Origin of the sequence: Enterobacter cloacae complex sp. IR53041, from assembly GCF_049238285.1 — a bacterium.
Taxonomy (GTDB): domain Bacteria; phylum Pseudomonadota; class Gammaproteobacteria; order Enterobacterales; family Enterobacteriaceae; genus Enterobacter; species Enterobacter roggenkampii.
The window spans coordinates 129186-146352 of sequence record NZ_JBMKHB010000002.1 but is presented as its reverse complement, the minus strand read 5'-3'; the positions used below and the strand labels follow the sequence as shown (position 1 = coordinate 146352).

Here is a 17167-nt window from a genome sequence, read left to right as displayed (position 1 = left end):
CTCCTTTAGCGCTGGAACGGATAAACCGATCCCAGCTGCAGGATTGTCGACAACGCGTCCAGCGCCTCGCGACCTTCGCGCAGAAGCTGCGGGTCAACCAGATCGGCCTGCGTTAGACGGTCGCGATAGTAGCGATCGACCCAGTCATTCAGGCGCGTAAAGAGCGTATCGTTCATCATGACCGCCGGATTAACCGCCTGCATTTCGTCCTGAGTCAAGACCACGCGCAGACGTAAACAGGCTGGACCACCGCCGTTGGCCATGCTTTCACGCAGGTCAAACACGCGCAGTTCGTCAATCGGGTTATCCGCCTTCACCAGCTCGGTCAGGTAGCGCCATACGCCCTGATGATCCCGGGACTCCTGCGGCAGGACCAGCATCATGCTGCCGTCAACGCGGCTGAGCAGCTGGCTATTGAACAGATACGTTTCAACCGCGTCCTGCACGCTCACCGCCTCCGTTGGCACCTGGACAGGCGTGAAGCCGCGCACGCGCTCATGCAGCGTGGCGAGCAACTTTTCCTGATGGGCAAACGCCTGCTCGTGGCAGAACAGCACCTGGCGGTTAGAAACGGCAATCACGTCGTTGTGGAACACGCCCTGGTCGATCACATGCGGGTTCTGCTGGGCAAAAATCACCTGGGAAGGATTCACCTGGTTCAGGCGGGCAACCGCCTGGCTGGCCGCCAGCGTCTGACGGGCAGGATAACGGGTTGGCGCGACGTGGCCCCCCTCTTCTCGCCCGTAAATAAACAGCTGCACACCCGGCTCGCCATAATCGCCCCCCAGGCGGTTATGGTTGGCCGCGCCTTCGTCGCCAAACATCGCCACCTGCGGCAGGGCCTGATGCACCGCGAAATGGGCATCCTGGTTGAAAATGGCGCGCAGCACGCGCTCGGTGGTTTCCGCTTCGGTGGCGCGGTGAAACTTGTTATTCAGGTTCGCCACCGTCAGGTGGACTTTGCCATCCAGCGTATCGGCTGACGGCGCGACGGTTGCCGCGTTGGCGACCCACATCGAAGAGGCGGAGCTTGCCGCCGAGAGCAGGTGCGGCGTCTGCGTCCCCGCTTTTTCGACCACCTGCTCATCGGTACCGCTAAAGCCGAGCTGACGCAGCACCGCCACGTTCGGACGCTCCTGCGGCGGGATCACCGCCTGCGGGAAACCGGCATCCGCCAGCGCTTTCATCTTAAGCAGCCCCTGCTTCGCCGCCAGCTTCGGGTTGGAAACCTGAAAACGGTGCTTCGTGGAGGCTTCATTACCAAAAGAGAGACCGGCGTAGTGGTGCGTCAGCCCCACCAGCCCGTCAAAGTTGACTTCACGCGCTTTCATGACGGTCCCCTCCGGTAAAGTCCAGCCCCGGATTAAGCGTTTCCGGCAGCGTCAGCGCCGGGGTTTCCAGGCTCGCCATCGGCCAGGCACAGTAATCGGCGGCATACCACGCGCTGGCGCGATGGTTCCCCGACGCGCCCACGCCGCCGAACGGCGCGGTGCTCGCGGCCCCGGTGAGCGGTTTATTCCAGTTCACAATCCCGGCGCGCGCTTCCAGCAGCAGTTGGTCAAACTTCTCGCGATGCGGCGAAATCAGCCCGCTCGACAGACCGTAGCGGGTGTTATTGGCCATTGCGATGGCGTCGTCAAAATCGTCATAGCGCCAGACGCACAGCAGCGGGCCAAAGACCTCTTCATCCGGCACGTTGCTCGCGCCGCTCATCTCAACGATGCCCGGCGTCAGCAGCGAGGCACCCGGCTGAACCTGCTTCGGCTCGAGCAGGGTTTTCGCGCCGCGCGCGACGTGGTCCTGCCAGGCCTTCAGCACGTTCAGCGCGGCCTGATCGGAAATCAGCCCGCCGATAAACGGCTGCGGATCGGCATCCCACGCGGCTGGCACCAGACGCGCGCTCACCTCAACCAGACGTTTGAGGAACGCATCCCCCTGCGCGCCCCGTTTCACCAGCAGACGGCGGGCACAGGTGCAACGCTGTCCGGCGGTAATAAAGGCGGACTGAATCGTCAGGTGCACCGCGGCGTCGATATCGTCAGGGTCTTCCACAATCAGCGGGTTGTTGCCCCCCATCTCGAGAGCAAGGATTTTTTCCGGCTGCCCCGCCAGCTGGCGATGCAGCTGATAGCCCGTCCCGGCGCTGCCGGTAAACAGCAGGCCGTCGATATCGCTCAGCGCGCTCAGCGCCTGGCCGGTTTCGCGTCCGCCCTGCACCAGGTTCAGCACGCCCGGCGGCAGGCCAGCCTGTTCCCACAGCTTAACCACCGCCTCGCCGGTTAATGGGGTGAGCTCGCTCGGCTTGAAAATCACGGTATTGCCTGCCAGCAGCGCGGGCACAATGTGGCCATTCGGCAGATGCCCCGGGAAGTTGTACGGACCAAACACCGCCAGCACGCCGTGCGGACGGTGGCGCAGCGTGGCCGCGCCGTCCGGCATCTCGGTGTGCTGTTCGCCGGTGCGGGTGTGGTACGCCTTCACCGAAATGGCGACTTTGTTGATCATCGCTGTCACTTCGGTTGCCGCTTCCCAGCGCGGTTTACTGGTTTCAGACGCGATGATGCGCGTCAGTTCGGCCTTATTTGCCTCCAGCAGCCCGGCAAACTTTTCAACAAGCGCCTGGCGCACGGCGAAAGGCTGTTTTGCCCACGCCGGGAACGCGCGGCGAGCGGCATGGCAGGCTTGTTCCACCTGCGCGGCGCTGGCGTCGTTCCCCTTCCAGAGCATCTCTTTTCCTACCGGATTGGTCTTTACGCGCTGTTCGCCTTCGCCCGTGACCCAGTCACCGTTAATCCATAATGTCATGCTGTTTTCTCCTCAGGGCAGAGACGCACCAGGCGAACCGTATCGCCGGCGTTACATTTCAGGGCATCCAGTTCTGCAGCCGTCAGCACCAGACGTTCACATTTCGGGTTGGTCCGCACCAGCATCGCACGGAAGTTGGCGTAATTTTCGTTCGCCACCAGGCATGCCGGCCAGTCGCCCGGCGCGGGCTGGCCTTCAGAGACCTCAACCAGCCGGCTCTTACGGATCGCGCGTACGCGGTCGATATCGCACTCAAGCGTAGGCCCGCCGTCAAAGATGTCGACATAGTTACGGTAGCGGAAGCCCTCTTTCTCCAGCACCGCGCGGGCAGGCGCGGTTTGCGGATGCACTTCGCCGATCACCGCCTGCGCTTCCGGGCTAAGGAAATGGGTATAGATAGGATGCTTCGGCATCAGTTCGGCAATAAAGGCTTTCTGACCCGTGCCGCAGAGATAGTCCGCCCGACTGAACTCCATCGAGAAGAAGCGCTCGCCCAGGCTCTCCCAGAACGGTGAATAGCCGGTGTCGTCGATCACGCCGCGCATCTCCGCAACCACCTTTTCGTTAAAGCGATCGCGGAAGGCGGCCATAAACATAAAGCGCGATTTGGAGAGCAGATAGCCGTTGCCCTCCTTGCGCCACGCCGGGTCGAGGAACAGCGTGCAAAGCTCGCTGGCGCCCGTGTGGTCATTGCAGAGGAACAGCGTCGGCAGCGCGTTATAGACGTTCAGCTCTTTCGAGGCATGAACCATGGTGCCGACGCGGTAGTTGTACCACGGGTCGTTAAGCCCGACGGCCACTTCGATGGCGCAGATCCCGGCCACGGTCCCCGTGTCGGTGTCTTCCAGCACGAACACATACCCCTGTTCGCTTTTTGGCAACGTCCCCTGCCAGGTTTGAAGGGCGCGCTCAATGCGCGCCGACAGCGTTTTTTCATCGGCAGGAAGCGAGGTCAGCCCGCCTCCCGTCTTACCGGCAAGCTGCATGAGCCCGGCGAGATCGCCGCGCTCAACGGGACGGATGACCATCATGATGACACCCCGGATTTCACCTTTTCACACGCCAGCGCAAAGCGGTCCAGACCGGTTTGCACCTCTTCCTCGCTGACGATCAGCGCGGGAGCAAAACGCACGACGTTGGCACCGGCAATCAGCACCATCACGCCGACTTTTGCCGCTTCCTGTGAAATAAGTTTAGCTTTTCCGGCAAACTCAGCGGTGAGCTCGCAGCCGATTAACAGCCCCAGGCCACGAATTTCTTTAAACAGGCCAACCTTGCCGTTGATGGCATTCAGGCGCTCAACAAACCAGTCGTGGCGCTGCTTAACGCCCTTCAGCACCTCAGGGGTATTAATGATCTCGAGCACCTGTCCGGCGACGGCGGTGGCCAGCGGGTTGCCGCCGTAGGTGGTGCCGTGGGTGCCGACGGTCATCACGCTGGCAAATTTATCGGTGGTCAGCGTTGCGCCAATCGGGAAGCCGCCGCCCAGCGCTTTGGCGGTCGACAGCACGTCCGGCGTGACGCCGTAGTGCATATAGGCATACAGCTCGCCGGTGCGACCCACGCCGGTCTGCACTTCGTCGAAAATCAGCACCGCGTTATGACGATCGCACAGCTCGCGCAGCCCCTGCAGGAATTCCTTTTGCGCCGGAAGCACGCCACCCTCACCCTGCATCGGCTCGACGATCACCGCACAGGTGGTGTCGTTAATCAGCTCGCTGGCAGACTGCAGATCGTTATAAATACCGTGACGGATATCCGGCGGCAGCGGTGCGAAATCCTGCGAGTAGGAAGGCTGGCCACCCGCGCTGACGGTAAAGAGCGTCCGTCCGTGGAAGGCATTTTTAAACGCCACGATACCGCTCTTGTGGGTTCCAAACTTATCGTGCGCATATTTGCGCGCCAGCTTCAGCGCCGCTTCGTTGGCTTCCGCCCCCGAGTTACAGAAAAAGACTTTTTCGGCAAACGTCGCGTCGATCAGTTTTTTGGCCAGGCGCAGCGCAGGCTCGTTGGTAAAGCCGTTGCCGGTATGCCAAAACTTCGCTGCCTGGTCATTGAGCGCCTGACGCAGCGCCGGGTGCGCATGCCCCAGCGCGTTCACCGCAATCCCACCGGCAAAGTCGATATACTCTTTACCCTGCTGATCCCACAGGCGCGAGCCTTCCCCACGAACCGGAATAAAAGCCGCCGGCGCGTAAACCGGCATCATCCATTCATCGAAATTTTCACGCGTAATTGACAGAGACATAGCGACCTCATCCGGTAAATAAAAGGTTATTTGAATGTTAAATAATTGAGTGTTTGCACTGTGAATGTAGATTGCAGCCTTCGTGCCAGCCAGCGATAAAAATGCATAAACGGGTTGAGAGAACAGAATATCAATAAGTTACAACATGGAGTTATTCACTATTAGTGCATAAAAAGTGAATATTTTTACGACAGGCGGCGCTTTGCCGCATGAAAATCAGAAAGAGTATGCACAGGCCAAATATAATTCTGGAATTGTGATCGCTCGCGAAATTTATCGGCCATTTACGCCCTCTTTGGGGGCGAAGCGCGTCAGAATGGTGCAAATATTGCACCACCGGCATTATCTGTTGCAGTTATTGGTCGAAGCCGGTAACAGTTGACGCAAATTCTGCTACCATCCTTGCACTATTCACCTTGCACTGGCAGCGACTATGAAATTTGTCTCTTTTAATATCAACGGCCTGCGTGCCCGCCCTCATCAGCTTGAAGCTATCGTTGAGCAACATCAGCCAGATGTGATCGGCCTGCAGGAGACAAAGGTTCACGACGACATGTTCCCCCTCGAAGAGGTGGCGAAACTCGGCTACAACGTCTTTTATCACGGCCAGAAAGGTCACTATGGCGTCGCGCTGCTGACCAAAGCGCCGCCGGTTTCCGTGCGTCGCGGCTTCCCGGGCGACGGTGAAGAAGCACAGCGTCGCATTATCATGGCGGAAGTCCCTTCTGCGATCGGCAATATCACGGTCATCAACGGCTATTTCCCGCAGGGTGAGAGCCGTGACCATGAGATCAAATTCCCGGCTAAAGCGAAGTTTTATCAGGATCTGCAGGACTACCTGACCACCGAACTCAAAAAAGAGAATCCGGTGCTGATCATGGGCGACATGAATATCAGCCCGACGGATCTCGATATCGGTATTGGCGAACAGAACCGCAAACGCTGGCTGCGCACCGGCAAATGCTCCTTCCTGCCGGAAGAGCGTGAGTGGATGGAGCGCCTGCTGGGCTGGGGCCTGGTGGATACGTTCCGCAATGCCAACCCGGAAACGCAGGATCGCTTCTCCTGGTTTGATTACCGCTCCAAAGGCTTTGACGACAACCGCGGCCTGCGTATCGATCTGCTGCTGGCCAGTTCGCCGCTGGCCGAACGCTGCATCGAAACCGGGATCGACTACGACATCCGCAGCATGGAAAAACCGTCTGACCACGCGCCGGTGTGGGCTAAATTCAAGCTGTAATGACGCGTGAACCTTTCAAAAACACTCTTCCTGTGCGCCCTTCTGGGCGCCTTTATTCTGGCGTTTATCATGCTTCCGCCGGGAACCCTCTCCCTGGAAGGGATTAAAACGCACCAGCAGGCATTACTCTCCTATGTCGACCACGCGCCGCTACGCAGCGCGCTGATCTTCTTTGCGGTCTATGTGGCGGTCTCCGCCCTCTCGATCCCCGGCGCGGCGATCCTGACCCTGCTGGGCGGGACGTTGTTTAGCCTGTGGGAAGGCACTGTGCTGGTCTCGTTTGCCTCCACGCTTGGGGCCACGCTGGCGATGCTCGCCAGCCGCTATCTTTTGCGCGACTGGGTGCAACGGCGGTTTGCCCGGCAGATGAGTACGGTGAATACCGGCATGGCGCGCGACGGCGCGAACTTTCTTTTTGCCCTGCGCCTGATGCCGCTGTTCCCGTTTTTCCTGGTGAATTTGCTGATGGGGCTGACCCGCATGGGAGTATTTCGCTACTGGTGGGTCAGCCAGCTCGCCATGCTGCCCGCGACGGTGGTCTTTCTCAACGCCGGGCGCGCGCTGGGAAAAGTGACCTCGCTGCGCGATATTTTGTCGCCGGGCATGCTATTCGCCTTTACACTACTGGGGTTATTGCCGTTGGTCACCCGCCGGCTGTTTTCCCGTTATCTCCCGTCTGCTAAAAAGTGAGGCATTATGCGCCGTGTGCGTTTTTGCGCGTTTCTGACCGGGCTGCTGCTGGCGGCCCCTCTGTATGCCGCCGACGGCTGGCAGGCTATTCAGCAACAGGCCAAAGGCCAGACCGTCTGGTTTAACGCCTGGGGCGGCGATCCGGCGGTCAACCGCTATCTGGAGTGGGTCAGCGGCGAGATGCAAACGCACTATGCCATTACCCTTAAAATTGTCCCGCTGGCGGATGCTGCCGACGCGGTAAAACGTATTCAGACCGAAGCCGCCGCGGGGCGTAAGACCAACGGCTCCGTTGACCTGCTGTGGGTTAACGGCGAGAACTTCCGCACGCTGAAAGAGGCAAACCTGCTGGAGACCGGATGGGCGCAGACGTTGCCCAACTGGCGCTATGTCGATACCCGCAAACCGGTTACGGAAGATTTTGCCGTCCAAACCGACGGGGCGGAATCGCCGTGGGGCGGCGCGCAGCTGACCTTTATCGCCCGCAAAGCCAGCATGCCGACGCCGCCTGTGGATCCTCAGGCACTGCTGGCTTACGCGCAGCAGCAACCGGGCAAGATCAGCTATCCTCGCCCGCCCGATTTTACCGGCACGGCATTTCTTGAGCAGCTGCTGATGACGCTAACCGCTCACCCGGAGGCGCTGCAAAAGGCCCCCGATAGCACCTTTGCCGAGGTCACGGCCCCGCTCTGGGATTATCTGGACACGCTCCACCCGCTGCTGTGGCGCGAAGGGAAAGATTTTCCCCCTTCTCCTGCACGGATGGATGCCCTGCTTGCCAGCGGCAGCCTGTACCTGTCCCTGACTTTTAACCCGGCCCATGCGCAGCAGAAAGTGGCGAGCGGCGAACTGCCCGCCGACAGCTACAGCTTTGGTTTTCAGGGCGGGATGCTCGGCAACGTCCATTTTGTGGCGATTCCGGCCAACGCCAGCGCGAGCGCGGGGGCGAAAATGGTCGCCAATTTCCTGCTGTCGCCGCAGGCGCAGATCCGCAAAGCTGACCCGGCCATCTGGGGCGATCCGAGCGTGCTGGATGCGAAAACGCTGCCCGAAGAAGAAGCCAGACAGCTGCTGGCCCACACGACTCAGGGGCTGCCGAAGGTGCTTGCCGAGCCGCAGTCCGCCTGGGTGAACGCGCTGGAGCAGGAATGGCTGCGTCGTTACGGCACCCGCTGAGCGGGCTCGTCTGGCTGGCGATGGCGGTGATTTATCTGCCGATCCTGCCCGCCGGCGCCATGCTGCTTGCCCCGGCGTTTTCGCTGACAAACTGGCAGCGGCTGCTGAACGATCCGCAGCTCCCGCAGGCGGCCGTCGCCACGCTGGTCTCAACGCTCATCGCCACGCTGGGGGCGTTGTTCATTGCTCTTCTTCTCGTCAGCCTTCTCTGGCCCGGTAAACGCTGGCGACGTCTCACAACCCGCCTGCCGTGGCTGCTGGCGATCCCCCATGTGGCGTTCGCCACCGGCGCGTTGCTGCTGTTTGCCGAGGGCGGATTGTTTTATCAGGTCTGCACCGTCTGTTCGCCGCCGTTTGACCGCTACGGCGTCGGGCTGGGGCTGACGCTCGCGGTCAAAGAGAGCGCGTTTGTCCTGTGGGCGATTTATGCCGTACTGCCGGAAAAACGGCTCGCGCAGCAGAAGATCGTCCTGCAGACGCTCGGCTACGGGCGTTTTCAGACGCTGAGCTGGCTGATTCTGCCAGCTATCGCGCCCGTCCTCGGGGCAGTCATGCTGGCGGTGCTGGCATGGTCGCTGTCGGTCGTGGACGTGGCGATCGTTCTCGGGCCCGGCAACCCGCCTACCCTGGCCGTGCTGGCCTGGCAGTGGTTAAGCCAGGGCGACGCACAGCAGCAGGCAAAAGGGACGCTGCTGTGCCTGCTTCTCCTTCTGCTGCTGGCCGCGCTTGCCGCCCTGGGATACGGCATCTGGAAGGCACGGGTTCGCACACTAGCGGACCTCACCGGAACGCGTCCCCGGTCGCAGCGCGTCCTGCCTGAGCGGGCACTGAGCGGGTTTCTGCCCGCCTGCGGCGTCCTGTGCGCCGCGGTACTGCTGATGCTGGCGCAACGGGATGACGTTGGCCCGGTGGGGAGCAGCCTCTCCTTCGGTCTGCTTTCAAGCCTGACCGGCCTGGTCGTCGGGTTACTCTGGCTGGAGTGGGGCCCGCAGCGCGGCGCACTGTGGGTGTGGTTACCGCTCGCCCTTCCGGCCCTCCCGCTTGTTACCGGCCAGTATGCGATTGCGTTGCACCTGGGCATCGACGGGCACTACGCCGCCGTGCTCTGGAGCCACCTTCTGTGGGTATTGCCGTGGATGCTGCTGGTGCTGCAACCCGCCTGGCGCCGGATCGATCCCCGGCTTATTCTCACCGCCAGAACCCTCGGCTGGCGACGGACAAAAATCTTTTTACTGCTGAAATGCCCGCTGCTGGTGCGCCCTGCGCTACTGGCCTTTGCCACCGGCTTTTCCGTCAGCATGGCGCAATACATGCCGACGCTGTGGCTGGGCGCGGGGCGTTTCGCCACGCTGACCACCGAAACCGTCGCGCTCAGCAGCGGGGGCAGCATCCCGATTCTCGCTAACCGGGCGCTGGGATTACTGCTGGTCACGGGCACGATGTTTGGTCTTGCCGCCCTGCTATCCCGGCTCGTGGGCCGCTACCGACAAGGGTTACGTTAATGCTGAAGGTAAAAAATCTCACCATCGAACCGCTTTTCCGCGAGGTCAGTTTTTGCGTGCCCCGCGGGGAGATCGTCACCCTGATGGGGCCGTCCGGCAGCGGAAAGTCGACCCTTTTTGCCTGGATGGTCGGCGCGCTGTCAGACGATTTCCAGGCGCGGGGCGAACTGTGGCTCGACGCGCGTCGCTGCGACGCGCTTCCCGTGGAGTCCCGCGGGCTGGGTATTCTCTTTCAGGATGCGCTGCTGTTCGACCAGTTCAGCGTCGGGCAAAATTTGCTGCTGGCGCTGCCCGAGCGCATCGCCGGGCGCGCGCGTCGGGAGGCGGTCGCGCAGGCGCTGGATTCCGCCGGGCTGAGCGGCCATTACGCCAGCGATCCGGCCACCCTCTCCGGCGGGGAGCGTGCCCGGGTCAGCCTGCTGCGGGCCCTGCTCGCGGAGCCGCAGGCGCTGCTGCTGGATGAACCGTTCAGCCGCCTCGATAAAGCGTTACGGGCCACGTTTCGGGCATGGGTATTTGACGCCGTCCGCGCGCGCAATATTCCGGCGGTGCTGGTCACGCACGATGAGGACGATATTCCACCCGGCGGCGAGCTGATTGAGATTTCTCGCTGGCAATAATGTGCTAACGCAATGTTTTCCGATTCGGGAGAGACGACAATGCCCCCCTCTTTTACTGACGTCAGGTTATTCGATGAAACGTGTTTCTCAACTGACCGCGCTGGCCCTGCTCTGCGGCCTCGCTTCTTTTTCCTCGCTGGCGGCTGATATGCCCAACGCCATCACGCTGTCTCAGCTTCAGGCACAGCACGGCACGCCTGTCGACACACGCGCCAGCGCCTTCTATAACGGCTGGCCGCAGACGCTTAGCGGCCCCTCCGGGCATGAACCCGCCGCGCTCAACCTTGCTGCCGCCTGGCTCAGCGCCATGAGCGACGAGCAGATTGCGCTGTGGGCAAAACAGCATCAGCTTACCCCTGCGACGACCATCGCCCTGTACGGCGACGAGAACGATAACCAGGCGGTGAAAGCCCGCCTGGAGAAAGCCGGGTACCGCCACGTTTCGCTGCTCAGCGATGCTCTGCAGACGCCCGAGCGCCTTCAGCGCCTGCCTCACTTTGAACAGCTGGTTTACCCGCAGTGGATCCACCGGCTCCAGCAGGGTAAACCCGTGGCTGCCGCACCGGCGGGCGACTGGAAAGTGATTGAGGCCGCCTGGGGTGCACCGAAGTTTTACCTGCTGAACCACATTCCCGGCGCGGGCTATATCGACACCAACGAGGTGGAAAGCGAACCGCTGTGGAATAAAGTCTCCGACGACAAGCTGAGAGCGATGCTGGCGAAGCACGGGATCCGTCACGATACCACCGTCATTTTGTATGGCCGCGACGTCTACGCCGCCGCGCGCGTGGCGCAGATTATGCTGTATGCGGGCGTGAAGGATGTGCGTATTCTCGACGGCGGCTGGAAGGCGTGGTCGGATGCAGGCCTGCCGGTTGAGCGCGGTACGCCCGGTAAAGTGACGCCGGCCCCCGATTTCGGCGCGCCGATCCCCGGTCAGCCGCAGCTGATGGTGGATATGGAACAGGCGCGCGGCATGCTGCACCGTCAGGATGCCTCTCTGGTCAGCATACGCTCGTGGCCGGAGTTCATCGGCGAAACCAGCGGCTACAGCTACATCAAGCCAAAAGGTGAAATTGCCGGTGCCCGCTGGGGTCACGCGGGCAGCGATGCCACCCACATGGAGGATTTCCATAACCCGGATGGCACCATGCGCAGCGCTGACGACATCGCCGCCCAGTGGAAGCGCTGGAATATTCTGCCGGAACAGCACGTCGCGTTTTACTGCGGCACCAGCTGGCGGGCGTCTGAAACCTTGATGTACGCCCGGGCGATGGGCTGGAAGAATATCGCCGTCTATGACGGCGGCTGGTACGAATGGAGCAGTCACCCGCAGAACCCGGTGATGACCGGTGAGCGCGGGCCTGAAAGCGCGCGCTAAGGGTTAAGTGACTTCAGCGTCACGTAGCCGCTCCAGATGCGCGTTGTGGTGGTCAGCCAGCACAGCGCGCCGAATACCCACGCGAAGAGCGTAAAGTGCGCCGGAAAGAGGCAGCACAGCGCGAACAGCGAGATGGTCTCCGTCCCTTCCGTTAACCCGCCGATGTAATAAAACGACTTGTGCGCATAGCCGGGGTTGTCGATGTCGTGCTTCGCGGCCAGGGCCGCGAACGCCAGAAAACTGCTGCCGGTCCCGATAAACGCGAACAGCAGCCAGGCGGCTGCCAGCGCATTTTCCGCCGGTGCTGCCAGCGCAAAGCCAAACGGCACCAGGGCGTAGAACAGAAAGTCGAGCGCGATATCGAGAAATCCCCCCGCATCGGTCAGGCCTCTGCGGCGCGCCAGCGCCCCGTCCAGACCGTCCAGCAGGCGGTTAAGCACGATGGCGACCAGCGCCGCCGGATACCAGCCAAGGACCAGAAACGGCAGCGCCAGCACGCCGATGGCAAACCCGGCCAGGGTTAATCCGTCGGGCGTGATGCCCGGCCTGTCCAGCACGGAGACCAGACGATTCAGCGCCGGTTTTATCCGCGGGTGAAGATGGCGATCAAGCATGGGGCGTCTCGTTAAAGGTGGCGCATAGCCCCTGCGCCGGAATATCCAGCGCGGCGTTAAAGCGGGCAGAGAGATTCTGAAAGGCAATGAGCGCCGTCATCTCGGTGATGGCGTCTTCCGTAAAGTGGCGCTTCAGCGCCGTTCTGATGGCCTCATCCGCCCGGGGCGGCGTGGCGGTCACCGCCTCGGCGTAGGCCAGCGCCGCGCGCTCCTGCTCCGTGAACAAGGCGGATGCCTGCCAGTCGCTAACAGCCTGCACCTTTTCCAGTGCACCGCAGCGCTCGGCCAGCCGCAGGCTGTTGGCATCAATACAGAAAGCGCAGTGGCAGAGCTGGGACACCCGCGTCATGAGCAGCGAACGCAGCACGGGTGACAGGCGCGCGTGACGACGCTCCAGAAAACCGACGAACAGCGCGACCAGCCAGAACAGACGCGGCATGCGCCCCCACCAGCGCGTGGGATTCAGCACGGCGCCAAAATGCTTTTTCTGCATCACGGCAATGGGTTTAAGGCTGGCGGGAAGGGATTCGATAGGGGCAACCCAGGCGGTGGTCTCTTTCACCTGATTCTCCTGATTACTGGACTCTGAGAAAGGGCACGATAATATGTCTTTTTTCGCTATCAATTATTGACGACCATGCTGAAAACACTCGATGTCGTTGCCGCCATCATCGAAAAAGACGACAAAATTTTACTGGCACAGCGCCCTGCCCACGCCGACCAGCCTGGCATGTGGGAATTTGCAGGCGGCAAAGTCGAGGCGGGTGAAACCCAGCCCGAGGCGCTTATCCGCGAGCTGCGCGAAGAGTTGGGTATTGAAGCGCGGCCTGCGCAATACGTGGCAAGCCACCAGCGCGAGGTCTCGCAGCGCTTAATCAACCTGCACGCCTGGCACGTTCCTGCGTTTAGCGGTGCGCTCACGGCGCACTACCACAGCGCGCTGGCATGGTGTACGCCGGAAGAGGCGTTTGGCTACGCCTTAGCCCCCGCGGATATTCCCCTGCTGGAGGCGTTTATTGTTTTACGCGACGCCAGACCAGCGGGTTCGTGCTGATGGCGCGCTCGTCGCGCTGGCACTGCAGCAGCACGCCCTCCGCCTTCACGACGGCCCCTTCAGAATAGTTTTGATCCTGATAAATACAGCACTGGTTACACGGCTGCGCACGCTGGCCGCTGGAGCTAAACACTTCTGGCGGCACATTCACTTCCACGTCCGGGCGAATGCGGTCAGCCTGCGCGCCTGCGGTAAAGATCAAACATAACGCGGTAAGTACATAACGGTTCATAGACACATCTTCCTGTTGTTCCCTTGATAATGACTATAACGGTAATCCCGCGCGGAACCTTTAATTTATCTCGTCATCGCTTTTGGTTATGACGCAGCACCTGTCATTAATTTCCCTTTCGTCCTGAATTTCTGCTTGCCACACAAAGCGGTACGGGTGGTATAGTCAAAAAAACAACACAAAACGCATAAGTCATATACAAACATTATTATAAGAGGTTCTTATATCTATGGATCAGACACGCTCTCTGGAAAGTTTCCTTGCCCATGTTCAGCAGCGCGACCCGCACCAAAGCGAGTTCGCCCAGGCCGTGCGTGAAGTGATGACCACCCTGTGGCCCTTCCTTGAACAAAACCCGCGCTATCGCCAGATGTCGTTGCTCGAACGCCTAGTCGAGCCAGAGCGCGTGATCCAGTTCCGCGTGACCTGGGTGGACGATCGCAATCAGGTGCAGGTTAACCGCGCGTGGCGCGTCCAGTTTAACTCCGCCATCGGCCCGTTTAAGGGCGGCATGCGTTTCCATCCGTCCGTGAACCTGTCGATTCTGAAATTCCTCGGCTTCGAGCAGACCTTTAAAAACGCACTGACCACGCTGCCCATGGGCGGCGGAAAAGGCGGCAGCGATTTCGACCCGAAAGGCAAAAGCGAAGGTGAAGTGATGCGTTTCTGCCAGGCGCTGATGACCGAACTCTACCGTCACCTCGGCCCGGACACCGACGTGCCTGCCGGTGATATCGGCGTGGGCGGACGTGAAGTGGGCTTTATGGCCGGGATGATGAAAAAGCTTTCCAACAACAGCGCCTGCGTCTTTACCGGCAAAGGGCTGTCGTTTGGCGGGAGCCTGATCCGCCCGGAAGCGACCGGGTACGGCCTGGTTTACTTCACAGAGGCCATGCTCAAGCGTCACGGCTTAGGCTTCGAAGGCATGCGCGTAGCCGTTTCCGGCTCCGGTAACGTGGCGCAGTACGCGATTGAGAAAGCGATGCAGTTTGGCGCTCGCGTGGTGACCGCCTCTGACTCCAGCGGAACGGTGGTGGATGAAGCGGGCTTCACGGCAGAGAAGCTGGCGCGCCTGTGTGAAATCAAAGCCAGCCGCGATGGACGCGTAGCGGATTACGCCCGGGAGTTTGGCCTGACCTACCTCGAAGGTAAACAGCCGTGGGGCGTGCCGGTGGATATCGCCCTGCCGTGCGCCACGCAGAACGAGCTGGATGCTGAAGCCGCGCGCACGTTAATTAGCAACGGTGTAAAAGCGGTCGCCGAAGGGGCAAACATGCCGACCACCATCGACGCGACGGATCTGTTCCTGGAGGCAGGCGTGCTGTTTGCACCGGGCAAGGCCGCCAACGCGGGCGGCGTGGCAACCTCCGGCCTCGAGATGGCGCAAAACGCCGCGCGTCTCGGCTGGAAGGCGGAGAAAGTGGATGCGCGCCTGCACCATATCATGCTGGATATTCACCACGCCTGCGTGGAGTACGGCGGTGAAGCATCGCAAACCAACTACGTGCGCGGGGCGAATATCGCCGGGTTCGTGAAGGTAGCGGATGCGATGATTGGGCAGGGTGTGATTTAAGTTTCGCGGCGTTCTCGCCCTGTAGGCCCGGTAAGCGTTAGCGCCACCGGGCTTTTTTCAGGCCGCAGAGCTGTCTTTCGCCGGGTGGCGGCTTCGCCTGACCCGGCCTACGGGTTAAGAAGCGGCCGCGCTCTTTTTCTTTTTAAACGGTTTCTTCGCGCCACCACCGGGTGCAACCATCCCTCTGAACGTTTTCACGGGCGTGCTGCGCGCCTGATCGATCAGCTGGTAAAGCGTCCCCACCAGCGGCTGCATAAAGTCCTGATAGCGGCACTGCTTCTCGCTGATCTGCGTCAGCACCGATTCCCAGTGCGCGGTCATGTCCGGCCTGGCGGCCAGCTCCGGCAGGGAGTGAATCAGCGCGCGGCCCGGCTCGGTCGAATGGATATAGCGCCCCTTTTTCTCAAGAAAACCGCGCTTAAAGAGCAGCTCGATGATCCCCGCGCGGGTTGCCTCCGTACCCAGACCGTCGGTGGCGCGCAGGATCTTCTTCAGATCTTTATCCTGCACGAACCGGGCGATGCCGGTCATCGCGGAAAGCAGTGTCGCATCGGTAAAATGGCGCGGCGGCTGGGTCTGGCGTTCCACCACTTCCCCTTTCTCGCAAAGCAGCTCATCGTCTTTGGCGACCACGGGCAGCGGCGTGCCGTCGTTCTCTTCGTCACGCTCTTTGTTGCCGAGCAGCGTGCGCCAGCCTGCTTCCGCGAGGAAACGGGCTTTGGCGATAAACTTCCCTTTTGCGATTTCCAGCTCGATCACGCATTTGCGGAACACCGCGTCCGGGCAGAACTGCATCAGGTACTGACGAGCGATCAGGTTGTAGACCTTCGCTTCGTTATCCGTCAGGTTGACGCTGCTGGCGCGCGCCGTCGGGCTAATCGCGTGGTGGGCGTCCACCTTTTTGTCGTCCCAGCAGCGGTTATGGGTATCTGGGTTCACCACCGGCTGCGGCAGCAGATCCGGCGCGTGCACGCTAATGGCGTTCATCACCGAATGACGACCGGCAAAATGCTCTTCCGGCAGGTAGCGGCTATCCGAACGCGGATAGGTGATCAGCTTATGGGTTTCATAGAGCTTCTGGCAGATATCCAGCACGTTCTGCGCGCTGAGGCCAAAGCGCTTTGCGGCCTCGATCTGCAGGGCCGACAGCGAGAACGGCAGCGGCGCGGGTTCTGATTCCCGTTTATCGTTATAGCTGGTGACGATAGCGGGCTGTCCGGTAATGCGGTTAACCACATGATCCGCCAGCGGACGGTGCAGCAAACGCCCCTCTTCATCCTGATATGACTCGCAGGCATCGCTCGGCTGCCAGACGGCGGTAAAGCGCTCGTCTTTAGGCGTGACGATATGCGCTTTCACTTCAAAGAAATCTTTGGCGACGAAGTTCTCAATCTCTTCATCACGACGCACGACCAGCCCCAGCACCGGCGTCTGCACGCGCCCCACGGAGAGCACGCCCTGATAGCCCGCGTTGCGCCCGAGGATGGTGTAGGCGCGGGTCATGTTGATACCGTACAGCCAGTCGGCGCGCGCGCGGGCCAGCGCGGATACGCACAGCGGGATAAATTCGCTGTTGGCGCGCAGGCGCGAGATCGCACGCTCCACCGCCTGTGGGTTGAGGTCGTTGATCAGGCAGCGCTGCACCTGCTGACGCTTTTCCGGCGCCAGTTCAAGATAGTCCAGCACCTCATCCACCAGCAGCTGTCCTTCCCTGTCCGGGTCACCCGCGTGCACGATTTCATCGGCTTCATGCAGGAAGCGCTTGATCACGTTGAGCTGTTTGGTCACCGAAGGTCGGGGCTGCAGGCGCCATTTTTCCGGCACGATGGGCAGATCGTTCAAATTCCAGCGGGCGTAGCGGCTGTCATAGACATCCGGCTGCGCCTGCTCAAGCAGGTGGCCGATACACCAGGTGACCACCTGCCCGTTACCGCATTCGATAAAGCCGTCGCCTTTGCGATGCGGCTTGGGCAGCACATCAGCAATGGCACGGGCCAGGCTCGGCTTTTCGGCAATAAACAACCGCATCGAA

At 61.0% G+C, this 17167-nt stretch carries 16 protein-coding genes; 8 read left to right on the top strand and 8 right to left on the bottom strand.

Annotated elements, in window-relative coordinates; genetic code table 11:
- Positions 1–5 precede the first annotated feature (5 nt).
- The 4 genes from astB to astC are packed head-to-tail and all read right to left on the bottom strand — an operon-like array spanning position 6 to position 5053.
- Positions 6–1331 carry an N-succinylarginine dihydrolase gene (gene astB, locus ACOTXF_RS02170; RefSeq protein WP_047745196.1) on the bottom strand — a complete coding sequence of 442 codons (1326 nt, stop codon included), beginning with the start codon at positions 1329–1331 and terminating at the stop codon, positions 6–8.
- On the bottom strand, positions 1318–2805 hold the full coding sequence (gene astD / locus ACOTXF_RS02165; protein WP_047745197.1) for a succinylglutamate-semialdehyde dehydrogenase: 1488 nt from the start codon (positions 2803–2805) through the stop codon (positions 1318–1320). Before astD ends, astB begins: the two co-directional genes overlap by 14 nt.
- On the bottom strand, positions 2802–3836 hold the full coding sequence (gene astA, locus ACOTXF_RS02160) for an arginine N-succinyltransferase (RefSeq protein WP_032674582.1): 1035 nt from the start codon (positions 3834–3836) through the stop codon (positions 2802–2804). Before astA ends, astD begins: the two co-directional genes overlap by 4 nt.
- Entirely contained in the window at positions 3833–5053 is a 1221-nt protein-coding gene (astC, locus tag ACOTXF_RS02155; RefSeq protein WP_045415119.1) for a succinylornithine/acetylornithine transaminase, read from the bottom strand. Before astC ends, astA begins: the two co-directional genes overlap by 4 nt.
- A 433-nt stretch (positions 5054–5486) precedes the next feature.
- Between astC and xthA the strand changes: the two genes are divergently transcribed.
- From xthA to ACOTXF_RS02125, 6 genes are all read left to right on the top strand, one after another.
- Positions 5487–6293, top strand: a complete 807-nt coding sequence (gene xthA, locus ACOTXF_RS02150) for an exodeoxyribonuclease III (RefSeq protein ID WP_232926544.1) — start codon at positions 5487–5489, stop codon at positions 6291–6293.
- A 6-nt stretch (positions 6294–6299) separates the two neighbouring features.
- Positions 6300–6983 carry a TVP38/TMEM64 family protein gene (locus tag ACOTXF_RS02145; protein WP_045415123.1) on the top strand — a complete coding sequence of 228 codons (684 nt, stop codon included), beginning with the start codon at positions 6300–6302 and terminating at the stop codon, positions 6981–6983.
- A gap of 15 nt (positions 6984–6998) precedes the next feature.
- Positions 6999–8159 carry an ABC transporter substrate-binding protein gene (locus ACOTXF_RS02140; protein ID WP_048961994.1) on the top strand — a complete coding sequence of 387 codons (1161 nt, stop codon included), beginning with the start codon at positions 6999–7001 and terminating at the stop codon, positions 8157–8159.
- Positions 8132–9661, top strand: a complete 1530-nt coding sequence (locus tag ACOTXF_RS02135) for a thiamine ABC transporter permease (RefSeq protein ID WP_196343453.1) — start codon at positions 8132–8134, stop codon at positions 9659–9661. The genes ACOTXF_RS02140 and ACOTXF_RS02135 overlap by 28 nt, the downstream gene beginning before the upstream one ends.
- Complete coding sequence (locus tag ACOTXF_RS02130) at positions 9661–10281, top strand: ATP-binding cassette domain-containing protein (protein ID WP_008500693.1); 621 nt, start codon at positions 9661–9663, stop codon at positions 10279–10281. The genes ACOTXF_RS02135 and ACOTXF_RS02130 overlap by 1 nt, the downstream gene beginning before the upstream one ends.
- A 73-nt stretch (positions 10282–10354) precedes the next feature.
- The gene (locus ACOTXF_RS02125) at positions 10355–11662 is read left to right on the top strand and encodes a sulfurtransferase (RefSeq protein WP_421635252.1); all 1308 of its coding nucleotides are present in this window, start codon (positions 10355–10357) and stop codon (positions 11660–11662) included.
- Here ACOTXF_RS02125 and ACOTXF_RS02120 read toward each other — a convergent pair.
- Positions 11659–12276, bottom strand: a complete 618-nt coding sequence (locus ACOTXF_RS02120) for a CDP-alcohol phosphatidyltransferase family protein (protein ID WP_045415130.1) — start codon at positions 12274–12276, stop codon at positions 11659–11661. The genes ACOTXF_RS02125 and ACOTXF_RS02120 overlap by 4 nt on opposite strands.
- Positions 12269–12838, bottom strand: coding sequence for a carboxymuconolactone decarboxylase family protein (locus ACOTXF_RS02115; RefSeq protein ID WP_045415131.1), 570 nt, complete (start codon positions 12836–12838; stop codon positions 12269–12271). The genes ACOTXF_RS02120 and ACOTXF_RS02115 overlap by 8 nt, the downstream gene beginning before the upstream one ends.
- 75 nt (positions 12839–12913) lie before the next feature.
- On the opposite strand from ACOTXF_RS02115, the gene ACOTXF_RS02110 reads away from it, so the two are divergent.
- Positions 12914–13330 (top strand): pyrimidine (deoxy)nucleoside triphosphate diphosphatase, encoded by a 417-nt coding sequence (locus tag ACOTXF_RS02110; RefSeq protein WP_028015711.1) that lies wholly within the window; start codon positions 12914–12916, stop codon positions 13328–13330.
- On the opposite strand, the gene ACOTXF_RS02105 is transcribed toward ACOTXF_RS02110, so the two are convergent.
- A complete protein-coding gene (locus tag ACOTXF_RS02105) occupies positions 13290–13562 on the bottom strand; it encodes a YnjH family protein (protein WP_045415133.1) in 273 nt (90 codons plus the stop codon). The genes ACOTXF_RS02110 and ACOTXF_RS02105 overlap by 41 nt on opposite strands.
- A gap of 229 nt (positions 13563–13791) precedes the next feature.
- Here ACOTXF_RS02105 and gdhA point away from each other — a divergent pair, with 229 nt between their 5' ends.
- The gene (gdhA, locus tag ACOTXF_RS02100) at positions 13792–15135 is read left to right on the top strand and encodes an NADP-specific glutamate dehydrogenase (protein ID WP_008500700.1); all 1344 of its coding nucleotides are present in this window, start codon (positions 13792–13794) and stop codon (positions 15133–15135) included.
- Positions 15136–15249: 114 nt separating this feature from the next.
- On the opposite strand, the gene ACOTXF_RS02095 is transcribed toward gdhA, so the two are convergent.
- Positions 15250–17163 carry a DNA topoisomerase III gene (locus ACOTXF_RS02095; protein WP_048961989.1) on the bottom strand — a complete coding sequence of 638 codons (1914 nt, stop codon included), beginning with the start codon at positions 17161–17163 and terminating at the stop codon, positions 15250–15252.
- Positions 17164–17167 lie beyond the last annotated feature (4 nt).